10 protein-coding genes and 2 pseudogenes are annotated in these 15533 nt (G+C 33.3%); 5 read left to right on the forward strand and 7 right to left on the reverse strand.

Features of this window, described 5'->3' with window-relative positions:
• Window positions 1-128: 128 nt before the first annotated feature.
• The 7 genes from HS960_RS09765 to HS960_RS09795 all read right to left on the reverse strand — a co-directional run bounded on the left by HS960_RS09765 (window position 129) and on the right by HS960_RS09795 (window position 7453).
• Entirely contained in the window at window positions 129-1013 is an 885-nt protein-coding gene (locus tag HS960_RS09765; RefSeq protein WP_182330953.1) for an IS3 family transposase, read from the reverse strand.
• Window positions 1014-1042: 29 nt separating this feature from the next.
• Window positions 1043-1408, reverse strand: a complete 366-nt coding sequence (locus HS960_RS09770) for a transposase (protein ID WP_182330952.1) — start codon at window positions 1406-1408, stop codon at window positions 1043-1045.
• Window positions 1409-1462: 54 nt separating this feature from the next.
• Entirely contained in the window at window positions 1463-2233 is a 771-nt protein-coding gene (locus tag HS960_RS09775; RefSeq protein ID WP_182332406.1) for a hypothetical protein, read from the reverse strand.
• Between the two features lie 149 nt (window positions 2234-2382).
• A complete protein-coding gene (locus tag HS960_RS09780; RefSeq protein ID WP_182332407.1) occupies window positions 2383-2988 on the reverse strand; it encodes a hypothetical protein in 606 nt (201 codons plus the stop codon).
• A gap of 258 nt (window positions 2989-3246) precedes the next feature.
• The gene (locus tag HS960_RS09785; protein WP_182332409.1) at window positions 3247-5088 is read right to left on the reverse strand and encodes a hypothetical protein; all 1842 of its coding nucleotides are present in this window, start codon (window positions 5086-5088) and stop codon (window positions 3247-3249) included.
• 59 nt (window positions 5089-5147) lie between these two features.
• Window positions 5148-6065 carry a DUF4435 domain-containing protein gene (locus HS960_RS09790; protein WP_182332411.1) on the reverse strand — a complete coding sequence of 306 codons (918 nt, stop codon included), beginning with the start codon at window positions 6063-6065 and terminating at the stop codon, window positions 5148-5150.
• On the reverse strand, window positions 6065-7453 hold the full coding sequence (locus HS960_RS09795; protein WP_182332413.1) for an AAA family ATPase: 1389 nt from the start codon (window positions 7451-7453) through the stop codon (window positions 6065-6067). The genes HS960_RS09790 and HS960_RS09795 overlap by 1 nt, the downstream gene beginning before the upstream one ends.
• Window positions 7454-7737: 284 nt before the next feature.
• Between HS960_RS09795 and HS960_RS27220 the strand changes: the two are divergent.
• The 5 genes and pseudogenes from HS960_RS27220 to HS960_RS09815 all read left to right on the forward strand — a co-directional run.
• A pseudogene (locus HS960_RS27220) lies at window positions 7738-8892 on the forward strand (FtsK/SpoIIIE domain-containing protein); the annotation flags it as partial.
• A 186-nt stretch (window positions 8893-9078) separates the two neighbouring features.
• Window positions 9079-9330: pseudogene (locus HS960_RS27225) on the forward strand (DNA translocase FtsK); the annotation flags it as partial.
• Window positions 9331-9769: 439 nt separating this feature from the next.
• Window positions 9770-12052: a tellurite resistance TerB C-terminal domain-containing protein gene (locus HS960_RS09805; RefSeq protein WP_182332417.1), complete on the forward strand. Its 2283-nt coding sequence runs from the start codon at window positions 9770-9772 to the stop codon at window positions 12050-12052.
• Window positions 12049-13362, forward strand: coding sequence for an ATP-binding protein (locus HS960_RS09810; RefSeq protein ID WP_182332419.1), 1314 nt, complete (start codon window positions 12049-12051; stop codon window positions 13360-13362). The genes HS960_RS09805 and HS960_RS09810 overlap by 4 nt, the downstream gene beginning before the upstream one ends.
• Window position 13363: 1 nt before the next feature.
• Complete coding sequence (locus tag HS960_RS09815) at window positions 13364-15526, forward strand: DEAD/DEAH box helicase (RefSeq protein WP_182332421.1); 2163 nt, start codon at window positions 13364-13366, stop codon at window positions 15524-15526.
• Window positions 15527-15533 lie beyond the last annotated feature (7 nt).

Raw genomic sequence — 15533 nt, forward strand, 5'->3', positions numbered from 1 at the left:
TTCTACACAACGCATATTGCTATATTCGAAAATTAAATTTTTGGTTTGTCTCGTCCTGAAAAAACTTTACAGATGGTCTAATACGGTTCTTACTTTACAGTTTTGGTGGGTGAATTGATATTATGAATTTAATTGTTTTTTTGTAAACTTTTGTATTTTTTCCTACAGTTTTTCCAACGCTTGATTAATGGTACATCTGTTACATGTGCTACCGCAGGTGTTAGAAAATCACAACTCATGTGCGGACGCAAATGATTATACGATTCTATACTTTTAGTCACTTCCAACAGGGCTTCACTCCTTGAAGAAAATACCCTTTTGAGTTTAAATTCTGTTTTTAATATACCATTAATTCTTTCTGCAATAGGGTTTTCATAGGCCTCTCCGTTTTCTGTCATGCTGATTTTTACACCCGCTTTTTTCAACCTTAGTATATAGTCGAAGGAACAGTACTGCACACCTCGATCCGAATGATGAATCAGAGTATTGGGGACCGGTTTTTCCTTCAGTGCCATTTGCAGAGCTTTAATTGCCCCTTGAGCAGTCAGCTGGGGATGAAGGCAATAGCCCATAATTTTTCTTGAGTATGCATCAGTTATGAGAGAAAGATAATTGAAATCATAGCCTACTGAAATATATGTAATATCTGAAACCCATAATTCATTACTACGCGTAGGTGCTAACTCTTTGATTAGGTTAGGATATTTCAGATAGGAATGATTTGAATTCGTGGTTCCTGGCGTACGCTTCTTTTTCCTGTCTATCAATAATCTATGTTTTTTGAGCACCTTGTATAACTTGTCTCTACCAATATTTATTCCATTACTTCGGAAAGGAGTATATAGACATTTATAAAGCTTGTGACCACCTAACCCAGGTAGTTCACGGCGAACAAGGCGAACCATGTCTACAGCCAGATTTTCCTGATCAGTATGGTCGTGAAGATGCCATATATGATCGTAATAAGCTTGTCGGCTTTTACCAAACAATTTACAAAGTGGACCGACTCCCATCCTTGTCACATGCTTTTCTTTGATTAGCTTTATTGTTTGGTACCACGCTTTTTTCGGATCGCAATTTTGTTCTCCTTTTCAGCATGGTCAATCATAAAGTTAAGACCGTAAATTAGCACATTGGCTTTTTCTAAAGCTTTCTCCAGATCCTTGATCCGTTTTTTTAGAGCGGTAACGTCTTTTGTTCCTGGCTTTTCCATAGGTACTAAAGTTACGGCTCCCTTTTCTAATTTGCGTTTATAATTGTTAATCCAATTAATTAAGATCGTCGTATTGGGCAGTCCATACTTTCTTGCAGTTTGTTCTGCTGACACATTTTTATAAAGCACCAGCTCTACTAATTTCTCTTTAAATTCTTCTTCGAATTCAAATCGAGACAAAACTTGTTCATTCATGTTTCCTTTACGTTTTTAACCAAAACTGTAAAGCTATAGACGTATAAGACCAAATCAAAAGTCCTGATTACATGGACATGGCTCAAGATAACCTGGTTGATAAAAATTGAACAATTGTGTTATCGCTTCAAATGTCTCAGTAAATTTAAAATTAAGAAGCGTTCTAAATATCTCTATATGCTTATCAAACGTATCATCTGATTTCGTGTGAATCAGATTATCTCTAAGCTCCTTTAAGTTCTGTAAATGAGAATTTGCCTTCGTAGATTTAGAGTAAAAATTCTTTCCAAAAAATTGTGGTAAAACTAATTTCAATTTATCCATAAACGAGATATGAAGTTGGATTTGATCTCGGTCATATATTTCTGTTCGATTATTCCTCTTAGCAACATAATTTTTATCACTGGGCAACAAATGGTTTATAAACGATTCAATTGAAGTGAAAAGATTAATGATACAGGAAGTGGAAATACCAAAAAACTCGTAAAGCTCCTTACTTCGATCTTCCGTGATAGCATCCACTGTTGCTAACTTCTTTAACAAATCCTTTTTTATATCTTCTCTTTGTTTATTCAGACGATAAGCAAAGTCAAAATATACCAAGGTAAAGTCCGGCAATGCAATCGGTACATAAGTACCAGAATTGTTATGAATAAAAGCTAAATAAAGATCATTATCAGTCGTTTGAACAAATATGTGGCTTTTCCTAAAATTTTCTTTTAAGATTTTTTGGTCAATTAAATCTTTATCCAAGTCTATATGTGGTAGATTATTAGGCAAAACGAGGTTTTTTTGAAATAAATATTTCTTTTTAATGTGTTTCATAAAGGCTAATATTTAGTAAATAAATTTATTAAAAAGGAATTAAATAAGATTAATAATAAAATCTTAAAAACATCTTCAGCTTAATTCTAAAATTAATAAAATCACAAACCACTAAATTACTTAGACAGAACTTAGTCAAGTTAGAAAATCTATTTTCTTTGATTAATCAACGAATCATTTTCCAGGTTAAGTCTATTATTGACTTCTTTAAGATCTTTATTTTCTTTATTTGATGCAGAAAGCTCCTTTTGAATTTCTGTTTTATCAAATTCTGCTTTATAAGTTCCAAGAAAATATGAAAATCCAGCAACAATTGGCAATACAGTCCAAAACAAGCCAGATGAAAAAATATTCTGTTTTCTATCTGATTTTGGCTGATTTATTCTTTCTCTCATTTCGTTTTCAAGAATTTCAAACAAATTTAATAACTGTTCCCTTCCAGAGCTCCAAGCCTGATTATTTCTATAATGGATTGTATTATAAATCCCTTCTTTCGGAGTAAACTTAATATTAGCAAGCTGTGTGTAATATGTGCTATCATCTTCTAACTGGGCACTGAAAAAACCAACTATCTTCCTAATAACCTTATCTTTACGATCTGTAATTTTTCGTATTTCAGCTTCAACTTTATTCCGATCCTCATCACTATTAGAAGACAAATAGGCATTCAAGTTTTCTTCTGAAAGTAAAACGGAAGGAAGTTCTTCTATTTCACTTCGTAACTCAATTATTCTATTAATTATTATCTTGTTCAATATTTCTTAATTAACTATACCTGGTTTTTTCAAATATACAAAGGTTCTTAACTTTATTGCGAATAAAAGTATCAATAAAAAGAGATTTAAAAATATTTATTATTTATAAAACTTAATTAAATAAATGTGCTAACCTTATTATTTAAAGTCTTGAAGTCAAAAATCTAAGTATTTCAATCATGATATACTTCGAAGATCCGATACAATTTCTATAAGTTTTTATTTAGAGCCATAGGGTGCATTGATTTGTCTTCATAGTTATTTATTATATTTCCTGAATGCAGACACCAGTTGAAATACAAAGTACGCCACAATAATCCGACTTAAAAAATCAATCATATAAATTAATGTACTTATATTTTGTTGTGAGCTATCAAATAAATCTCCTATTCGATGAGCTGGGTTTAAAAGCACAAACCACTGTTTCAATTGATTGAAACTTAACACAGCGGACACATTATCCATAAGGTCTGAGCAGGAACTCATAAATCTAGATTGATCTAAGTTTGGCGATGTCAAAATAGCGATAGGTAAATAACATAAAAACGACATCGTTAATAATCCAATTACTGCTTTAATCCAATTTTGACCAAAATCATTACTATATTTATTTGACCAAAATATTAACCAATCTCCTATATTAACATTTCTCTCTAAGTCTAAAATCTCCTTATGTAAACACATTTCATTCCTTTGAAAATAAAGAGCTTTAGGATTATCCGATTGTTTTTGATAAATAATTTTTAATTGCCGAAAAATATCTTTTTTATTTTCTATAGCTCTTTGAAAATATCTTTTCTTGTGAAACGTTAATTTCTCATTATTCTCCTGCAGAGATTTTCTATAAAATTTTTCATGTTCATTTAAAGATGTTTTATTAAGAACGTCAATTGTAAACCATTCCATTAATGAGACCGAAATTTCGCTAATCAATGAACCAGACACAATAACTTCTCTAAAATTAGACAAGTTCATCCCGTGAAAATGAGCTTTACCTAGATTTGATTCGTAAATCTTAAACAGACTATCAATTTTTTTCACACTATCTTGTGGATCTAGCCATTCCGAATTGCTTTTATTAATATAAGATAATATCAATCCAGAAGAATTAGTTAATGTATTTATTTCAAACTGGTTAATGTCAATATTACGAAATACAATATTGCATCCTGTATTAACTCCCGACAATTTTATTTTTGCCACATCTAAATCTTGAAAGTTAATCTCTCCTTTCATTGATGTAGAAAGTTTTATATCAATCGAATCTATTATTGTTTTGTCTGATGTTAGCTCTTCATTTTTACCGGACACAAACATTCCATTTCCAAAAGAACATTCTCTAATATAAAAAGCACCAAGCTTCCAAGAATAAACCGTATTTAATTGATAATTAACCATTAATGATGTTTTAAATTGACTTGAAAATAAAGTAACGCCTTGTTTTCTAGTTCCACATGCATTAATTTCCCAATCCCCATTAAAAATTCCATCGTTGAATATTATACCGTTTTCAACTTGACACAATTCAATTCTACCTCGCTGAAAATCATTCGCACCTGTAAAATTAATAGAATTTGATTTGACAGATACTATTCTTACTATCAAACTAACTTTAGTGTTAGTAATTGATAACATAGAACTAAAATTACTTCGTTGGATATCAATTATATTATTAAAGATACAATCTTCTATATATAAGCTACCTTCCTTTACTAAAATATTTATCACTGTAATACGTTTATAAAACGTACATCCGCTTCTGAAAATCAAATCTCGAAGAATTGTCGTATTATGTGAAAATATAACCTCACCATAGAATTTACAGTCTTCAAAAATGATACTTTCATATGGTTCATGTAGAATGTTTCCGAAATCATCTATTTGCACTCCTTCAAACTTTAAATCTCCATAAAATGTGCATTTATGAAAATATATCCCACATTTTAAATCTGTGTTCTTAAAAGTTACATTGCCTTTAAAATCGCTAATATCTAACCTTAAAAACTTGAGTTTATAGTTATCATTAGTAAAAATTACATCATTGCTAATAAGCCTGTTCAACAGGTATTTTTCATCATTATTTAATAAATCCTCAAACATTTATGTCCAATTTTAAGCGGTTGGATTTTTCGGGAAATCTACAATAGAAGATAAATAAACTAAGCAGAAGTTTTTATAAAACTATTTAAATAATCCATTAAACATTCCGGCGTCACAGCATAACTCTTCAAGTGACTTAGGGCTATAACTTTATCAGTATGGAAATTTATATTTTGTTTAATAAATACCTTCTCTCTTTTAGAGTCGGCACACAAATATGAACAAAATTCGATTAAGAAATTTAACATAAACTTCCCACGGAGACTATTTGGTAATCCTTTGGACAACAATATCTGTTTTGAATTATTTATTTCTTCTTCAGAGACTTCAATAGCTGATTTATATTTCTCTTTTATCTTATCTAGAGTGTAAAATGATGTAATATTTCCTATTTTAAGATCCAAAAAATCGTTTGGAATTTTATCATCTAGACTAACATTAGTTGATTCCAATCCTTCCAAAATTTTCCTTTTTTTCAAACTATGATACCAGGAATTAAATAAAAGAATCTTGTTAGAGTAATCATCAAGCTCTCTCTTGAAAAGGTCCATTATAGGCTCATACTCATCATCTACTGTATTTATATAAAATTCATTTTTTAGAATTTTAGCAAGAGTGGCGCAGTTGCAATATAAATTTTCTATACTATAGGTTGGTGTTTCATATATATCTTGATTCGTATTTGGTTCATCAAAATCACGATCTATAAAAAATGCCAACAAATAATCACTCTTCTTTAAGTGAATTTTTTTATACATTTTTACAACATTCGCTTTATTTTTACAGAAAAAGTTTAAATATTTTTCTTTAAAAACCAATTCCACCCTATAAGAATAATACGATGCATCTTTTCCTTCAAAAAAACAAAATAGCTTATCTTTGTTTTCCTCCTTACAACATGCAGTAAACTTTTGGTATACCACTGCAATGCTGGCATCAACTGCTGCCTTAATATTTTCCTTTGTAATTGTTTTCATTAACTAATGTAATCTCTTAAAACATAAGTCTGGTCAAATAATTCGTTTTCATAAATAAAAGGAGAATGAGTAACTGCAAAGAGAAGATCACATTTTCCAGAATCAATTATATCTGAAAGTAAACGTTGCTGCCAAAATATAGAAAGAGATAGCTCTGGCTCATCGAAAAGAACAATAAATCGCTTATCTTCTTCAAGATAAATTTTAGAAAATAATGATACAATTTGCTTTTCACCAGAAGAGAGCTTATTCAAATCGATTATATTTGATAGGTTTTGTTCAAGATATTTCGGATTTTGATGCTGAATATTTAAAATAACTTCTCGATCATTATATACATACTTTTTCTCTGTTAAATAATTATTACATACATTAATGAATTTTTTTATTGAAATATCCTGATCTTCCAGATTATTATACAATTCAATTAATTGATCTATGAAAAAGATCAGACCTTTGTTATCAGTTTTTCCAACTTTAATAAAATCATTTATTTTTTGCCTATCTTCCGGACTAAGTGTCTGTCCGATACGATCCAGCATAATATTTAATTTATCGAAATCTTCCTTGACTCTCTTTTTCGATTTCAAATTAGGATAGTCTGTTAATAATTGATGTAACATCTGGGCTGTTATATCAGAAAAGCCGATCATAGACGCATGAGTTATTTGACTTGTTATGTTTTCAATACGTTCTTGTACATCTTGCATCCCAAATTGTATTACATCCTTTGATTCGTCACTATCCAAATAAGGTATATTTTTATTTCCATACCTTTTTAATCTTTCGATATCTTCTTTGTTGTAATATCCAATGTTTTTAATATCTTCTTCAATTCTTCTATAAGTAGGAAAGTATAAAATTTTAGCATCAACTACTTTTTCAATAACTTTAATAGTATCATAGAATTTATTTCCATCTAATTCATCAAAATATTTTTGTACCATATCAAAAATATACATTGTTGGCGCATTAATATTGATACCTATCTGTCTTAAAATATTCTTTAATTCAATTCTCTTATGCTGATCAGGTATATTTGCATCATATATAATATTTCTTAACTTTTTTGCATTTTCATTCGATAATTTTGACAAATATTCATGAAAATGACTACCTAAATTCTCCTTATCTAAGCTCAAATGCTTCAATAAAATTGATTTCGTAAAACTAATTTTATTCTTACTATCAAACACAACCTCAATTGATTCGAAGTTTATTTTACTCAGTCGAAGAAAATTTTTCGACAATGTATAATAAATTATATTTAATATTGTAGTCTTTCCCAGTCCATTTTCTCCTATTAATATTTTGACAGGGTTGTCAAAATTAATATTAATTGTTCTATATCCATATAGATTAATTATTTTAAAAGATTTTATTTTCATGAAAACAATTTAACTTATTTAAAAAACACAAATCCAAACTTTAGCATATTATTTATTACTCTTTAATCACAATAAAACTTTTTGTTATATAGGTTATATAAAAAATAGATATATTGAATAAATTCACCTTACCCGGTTAATAACATATCAAATATAGCGTATTATTTTTTCGAAATGAAATTTTAACTCATAAATTTACCAAGCAATTTAAGTAGGTAGCTCCCGTATAACATTTAATAAAAAAGTAGATAAAACTATATTTACAACGTCAGAATTAGAAAACTATGGTGAACGAAATAAATATTCAAAATACACAACAATTCATTGATCTAATCAATAATCATCCAAATGATCACCCATTAAAAACGATAGGATTGTTGTTTGCAGCTGCTATAAATGACTGGCCAACACAAAATCAAACTAACATCAATGAATTCGTACAAGAGTTGCAGAATTATTTTGGTACACCACTTACCAAAGAGTCTATACTAGCTAAAACCACTAGTTTTTCCGACGAAGATGCCTGGCGGAAAGAATCAGCCGCTTCCCTATTAGAATTGCTTGATCTCGCTGAAACACAATATCAAGAAAAAAATCTCGAACAACTCATTGAAGCAATTATCAAACACTACGAGGAACCTTCAAAAATCGCTGATTCGGTCAATCTTGTTGAAGAGTTTGGAGTATACGACGAAAAGTTGGATTTATCAGGCTACCAATATCCGAATTTAGATCTTTTCCCGCCCCAATTACACCCCCTAATTGAAAAAATTAATAAACAGGCTGCTCAATACAAACTTCCGCTATTATTAAGTGACGAAGAAAATCTCACCTTTCAGGAACTATACGAGCACCCAAATCTGCTATTAGCTGGTACGATTGCTTCTGGTAAAACGCAGTTTATCTACAATCAATTGGTAATGTGGTTGTATAAATTCCATCCAGCACAGTTGAAACTGGTCATATGTAAAAGCAAACCAATTGATTATACTGCTTTTGCCAAACTTGAAAAACATTTTATAGCTGCAGTACCTGGTGATCAATCTCCTATTATCGATTACAATAAGGCTCTTCCGACGATTAATGCATTACTCATTGAATGCGAGCAAAGACAAGAGTTATTTCAAAAAGCAGGTGTAAAATCAATTACAGATTATAATAATAAATTTGTCCATAGAACACTCGACCCATTACTAGGTCATCGTTATCTGCCTGACATCGTAATAATAATGGACGACCTGCAAACATTTTTAGATGATGATACAATAAGGTCTCTTATCGTATTGACGCAGAAAAACTTGTATACAGGAATCTATCTATTGGCTGTAACAAGCCAAATAATGGCTAGAAATATTTCGCCCCAGTTGCGCGCTAACTTTAGTTTCAGAATTGGAATGAAACTTATGTCCCAAAATGAATCTAAAAAGATATTGGATCGTATCGGTGCGGAAAAACTCACGTCCTCGGGACAGTTAGTCTACGAACGTGGTGAAAAACTAACTAAAGGCCATCAACCTTATTTTGATTACACATACCTATCATCAATCTGTGAGTACATTGGAAGCCAGCGCGGGTATCCCTCTCCTTACCTCCTACCTGAATATCGCTTTGCCGAAAATATACCGGTGCTATTTGATCCAAAAGATAAGGATCAGTTCTTTGAAGAAGCTGCTCGATTGATTGTCATGTACCAGCAAGGATCTAGATCATTAATACAACGTAAATTAAAGCTTGGATACAACCGTTCTGGTCGCATAATAGACCAGCTAGAAGCTGCAGGAATAATTGGTCCATTTGAAGGAAGTAAACCGAGAGAAGTTTTATTTCCAGACGAATATGCGCTGGAACAATATTTAGAAAAACTTGCAGCAAATAATAACCTAGAATATACTCCTCCAAATATATACAATAACTCAAAAAAGATTATAAATACACCTATCGAACCTGAATTGTCTATGAAAAAAATTGACGATTTAAAAAACGAGCCTATTTACGCTGAAAATAAACCAATTGTTTCTAAAAAAAATAAGGGTAAAGTATTCGTATTCCTCCTTATTGTAGTTGTTATACTTGCTTTTTTCTATTGGATGGGCAAACAGTAAACTCAATGCACTCTGATTTGACTGTTACGGTAAACCGTAAATATTACCAATTATAAGACGCTATTTTTGTTACAACAAATTATCTGTTAATAATGCGTAAACATTGCTTTTATAGAAAAACATTGATAAATTAGAAAATAGGATTATTGACCTTACCGACATAGTTTAAAAACCTCATTGTCAGTAAAATTGCAGACATTCAGTATAAAAGTTAATGGGAACCTTTTTTATAATTCTGATTTTTATTGTGATTGCTATAGCTGCTTCAAGTAAAAAAAATAAAAAGAAACATAAGCAGCAATATTATGCTCCGCCAAAGCCTCAAGAGCAGCCAACTGCAGCGGAAATGAAAAATGCTCATTTCTACTATGGCGAGGGTTGGCGTCAATATTTAATCACGCACCATGGTAAGTATGAATTGTGGCCACCAAACTTTTTTGAAATTGCTGCACTGGCGTTACGTAAGCTTTCTATCAAGGAAAACTACGATCTCAAAATCCATTTTAATCATAGAGATGGATCTCAACTGCTTTACAATCTTACTTTAAGGCTTTTAAGAAATCGTCAATACACTAGCGAGAATGTATGTAAAGCCTATAGAATAGTGATTGATACGATTCAAAAACTGCCTGTATCATCGCCAGCACCTCCCATTCCTAAATTTAGTGAAGAGAAGTCCACTACTGCAGTCTTACAAGATAACAAGAATATTGTTATGAATAACGTAATATCAACAATCCAACCATTAACTAAACCACAAGCAATAAAAAGCGACGAGGAAACCGCTGATGATAAACCTTCCAAAGTTGAAACTCCCATTCAAATAGAAGATAGTAAAGCTGAACAAGAGCAACACCGTGAAATTACGTCTATATTAGATTCTTTAAATGCAAACAATATATCGGACGAAACACCCAATGATATTATTGACGTTACGGGTCATCAGGAAGAAATTATACCGACTCAAGCCTATAATATAGATACTTCTACAAGTCCTTATTCCGAACCTTCATTAAATATCGAAGAAGTACTAGCAAAATTGGATAATTCTAATCTTTTTGCAGCTCCAGAGGAAAGGCCAAGCGTGCAACCAGTCCAATACAGCTATTCGGAAGGGTTTGAAAATAATTATAACTATGAAGACTATTTACTCGGCAAGCGTTATAAAGATAAAATGGGACTTTCAAAAGCTCAAGTGAGTCTAATTAATAAGCTATATGGAGTAAGTAATGTTTTCATCGATGTGGAAGGATGCTGTATGGAGACGATTACCCTCTTTCTCAGTTGTGAAAAAAAATTAAGAGCTAACCTCACAAAAAAAGATTCTAATCTGAAAAAGGAAATCGAAAACCTTGTTGAAAGTGCGCGCAAAATCTCAAGAGTAACGAAGGAAGGTGCTTGGATGTTTGATAGTTATTATAATCAAAAATATGTAAATGACATAATCTCGCAGCAAGTGTATTACACAATATTCAAAAGAGCTGAGATCTTAGTAAGGGAAAAATGGGGACATAAACGAAAAGTATCTGGCGAATTTGCTCAAACTTTTACTGGTCTAAGCGATATTTTCGAGGATCGAGTAGGGTCTGATGTCAATACGATTTTGGAAGGCCTAAAGTCCTCCATCAAAGATCCAGATCTAGCGACTGAGATCGAATTAAATAGGATGAATACAACGCGTTGGAAATCCAAATTTGATATTTTAAAGCATGATGTAAACCAAGAAAATATAGCCGAGTTTGGGCAGGAAATTCATACGCTTTTTGAGCAAAATCAACTAAACCCTTCTGCGGAAAACATTTACTATGAAGCGTGTAAAATAGCCTATACCATAGATAAAAATGAAGCTATAAAGCTTTACTTGCATTATCTGTACGCTGATCTCCAATCTGATAAAATTGACGACAAACAGCTCACAAAAACAATCCACAAGGCCCTTTTTAAAAATGATCACCACGAACAGGCATTTAACGATATTATACAACAATTAAAAGCGGATCGCGATCTTGCCTCGGCACTTGAAAAAGTTGATTCTATATATGCTCCAATTCGAAGAAAAATAGAATTAAATATCGAAGCGATCAAAACGGTTCAGGAGCAAGATAAAAATACCGTTCAACTCTTAAACAACTACCTTCAAGATGAGGAAGAGGTCGTAGAGGATGTACCAGTTGTAAATAGCAGCGAAGTTGAAAGCTCGAAGACGGAGGTAGAATCTACCGAGATTGAATCTGATCCTGACAACTTATTTGTTGACGAGATTGATCTGTCATTAGATCAACGTGAATTGATCGGTTTATTTACAGCAAATAGTTTTGAACTGACTCAAGAATACCTAGCGAATTTTTGTAAAACGAGAGGGTTAAGGTCTGGCCCCATGATCAACGATATTAACGAGATCTGTTATGAAATTTTAGATGATACGCTGATCGAAGAGCGTGACGAAGAATATTTGGACATGAATGAGGATTATTATAAAATGATTATTAAAGCATGAAACTAGCAGTAAAACCTAAAGAAGCCACCGCTATTATTAATTCATTACTTAGCGGTGTAGTGCCAAGAATCGGGGTACAACATATTACAGTAGGACGTTCGGATGAAGTCGATGCATTCATCAAAGCACTAGACGATGTAAAAAATGGCCATAGCATGGTTAAATTCTGGATAGGCGACTTTGGATCGGGAAAATCCTTTATGTTACATCTACTCAATACGGTAGCATTGAAACAGAAATTTGTGGTGTCAACAGCAGACTTCACACCGGATAATCGCCTATATTCAAATGATGGCAAAGCGCTCGTACTCTATACAGCTATCCTGGATAATATTGCCATACAGACAAAACCAGAAGGTGGCGCTTTAGCAACGCTACTGGAAAAATGGATTGAACAGGTGGTCGCTACTACGGCAGCGGAAAATAACCTTTCCCTTGTCGAAATACGGGAAGAACAGTATTTGAACCTCGTAAAAAACAAAATTATGCAGTCAATCAATGAACTAACAGATGTCGGCGGATTTGACTTTGCAAGTGTAATCATGAAGTATTACGAAGGATATATCAATGATGACGAGCTACTGAAAAGAAATGCATTAAGATGGTTAAAAGGCCAATATAAAACGAAGACTGAGGCTCGACAAGACCTTGGCGTCCGTGAGGTGATCAACGATTTGAACTTCTACGACATGCTCAAAAATTTCACAGCATTGTTTGTCAGTATGGGGTACAGTGGTTTTATGCTCAATCTCGATGAAGCCATCAATCTTTATAAGATCTCTACATCGACGATGCGTGAAAAGAACTATGAAAAAATCCTGACGATTTATAACGATTGTTTCCAAGGTAAAGTAAGTAACTTATTTATCAATATAGCAGGTACACGTGAGTTTTTAGAGAATGAACGTCGTGGTTTATTTAGCTACCAAGCATTGAAGTCAAGGTTAGAAACAAACAAATTTGAGACCCTTCAAATTCGTGATTTCGCACAGCCTGTGATCCGATTAATGCCGATTGATCATAACGAGATATTTGTATTGCTTAAAAAACTCAAAGAAGTTTTTGAATTTCATTATAAATTGGAAATTGATATTTCCGATAACGAGATCCAAAATTTTATGGAGGAAATATATAATAAGCCTGGTGCAAGTGAGTTTTTAACACCGAGGGAAGTAATACGTGATTTCCTGAATATCTTGAGCATTCTACGTCAAAATCCGGAATTGGATAAAGCAGCGCTGTTCAGCGATATCCAGATCAAAGATGAACGTCCAGTTGATATATTATTAGACAGTATAGAAGAACTATAGTATGGCATTTGAACTGCTCTCAGAACCAATTAGACGCTATGTAAAAGATAAGCGTTGGGAAAGTCTAAGACCAATACAAGCGGCTGCTATCGAAAAAATCATGAAAAGCGATAGCAATGTCATCTTGGCAAGCAGAACGGCTTCCGGTAAAACGGAAGCTGCCTTCCTCCCTATCCTATCCAAAATAAGTCCGCGTAGCGAGAGCGTTCAAGTCCTTTACATTTCTCCATTGATCGCATTGATCAACGATCAATTTGTGCGCGTAGAGGATCTGTGTAGTTATCTAGATATTAAAGTAACAAAATGGCACGGCGAAGCAAATAGAACGGCGAAAGAGCATCTGATTAAAGATCCGAACGGTGTCGTATTGATTACTCCAGAGTCTTTAGAAGCGATGTTAGTCAATAAACCTCAAAACGTTAGCATATTATTTAACGATCTGAAATATATTGTTATTGATGAGATTCATTCGTTTATAGGCACAGACAGAGGGATTCAGTTGAAATCGATATTGCACCGAATTCAAAAGTCCGCTAAGGTGACACCTTCCATCGTAGGTTTGTCAGCGACTTTAGGCGATTTCGAAGAAGCCAAACGCATGACCGGTCGGCCAGATGCTACGGTTGTACTACGGGACCGGACCGCTAAAAGCATGGTTACATCTTTCCGTTATTTTGAGAACGGGGCAAATCAACTTTCTTTGGAGTTGCTCAAAGATCTCTACAAAGAAACCTACAACAGTAAAGTTTTGGTATTTCCAAATAGCCGTGGACGTGCTGAAGAAGTTGCCGTCAAGCTAAAAAGGATTGCCGAAAAAGTAAATGGACATACCTCTTACTACTCACACCATTCATCTGTCGATCGGGAGTTAAGGGAATGGATTGAAAATTTTGCTAAAACAAATACCTATCATCCATTTGTGATATCATGTACGTCAACGCTAGAGCTTGGTATCGATATTGGTAGCGTGGAAAAAGTAGTTCAGATCGATGCTACGCATTCTATTGCATCCCTTATACAGCGAGTAGGTAGAAGTGGGCGGAAGGATGGACAAGCAAGTTCTTTGTTGTTATATGCAACTGGAAAATGGAGCCTGTTACAATCATTAGCCTGCTGGGAACTTTATAAACAGGAATTCATCGAACCGCCCTTTGTAGCTTTAAAGCCCTTTGATTTATTTGCACATCAACTATTGGCAGTAGCCAAACAATATAGCGGCTTACCCATATCGATTTTAAAAACCGAGCTCGAGCAAAACTTTGCATTTAAAGATATCACGTCCGAAGAGTTTGATGATATTTTAAGCCATCTGATCGAAACCGATATGCTCGAACAGTTAGGTAAAGAGCTCATCATCGGGCTAGAAGGCGAGCGAATTGTCAATTCGCGAGATTTTTATTCAGTATTTGCGACTGAAATACATTTTAAAGTTTTACATGATGGCAAATCTATTGGTGATCTTCCCTCCTCCTCGCCGATCATGATCGAAGACAACATTTTGTTGGCCGCAAAGATTTGGAAAGTGGTTGATATCGATTTTAGAAGTAGGAAAATATTTGTAAAACCTACGAATGACGGCAAGCCTCCCATTTTTGGCGGCGAGCCAGGCAATACACATCCATTAGTAAGGCAAAAAATGCTCGAATTGCTGATGACTTCATCCATACATCCTGAGCTTGATGAGCAATGCTGTGCGATATTGGATGATATGCGTCAGGTGTTTAAAGATATTCCCATTGAGAGTTTGGAAGATGATCGTCCGCTGTTTGTCGGAGAAAATTCCTATAAATTTTATACCTTCCAGGGGTCGAAGATATTTGATACCTTAAAATTTATTTTATCAGCTGCAGGCTTAGAATTCCGGCATCAAGACGCATCGGCATCTATAGAAATAGATAAAGAGCAAGGATTTGAATGGTCTGCACCAAAGCTGCTTGCCGTATTTCAGGATTTGGATCAACATTTAGCATTTCGGATTGATACCAATCCTGCTATATTAAATTTTGCAAAATGGGCTATACTACTTCCAAAAGATAAACAGATAGAGCTCTTAAAAAGTCGAAGATATGACTTCGATGGGGCATTGAAATTTATAAATTCTGTTCGATGGATGTATGCTAATACTGATGATGTCGATATCGCAAACTTTGCTTTAGACGCATAAATTAAAG

Source organism: Sphingobacterium paramultivorum (assembly GCF_014109745.1).
In the GTDB taxonomy this organism is placed as follows: Bacteria; Bacteroidota; Bacteroidia; order Sphingobacteriales; family Sphingobacteriaceae; genus Sphingobacterium; species Sphingobacterium paramultivorum.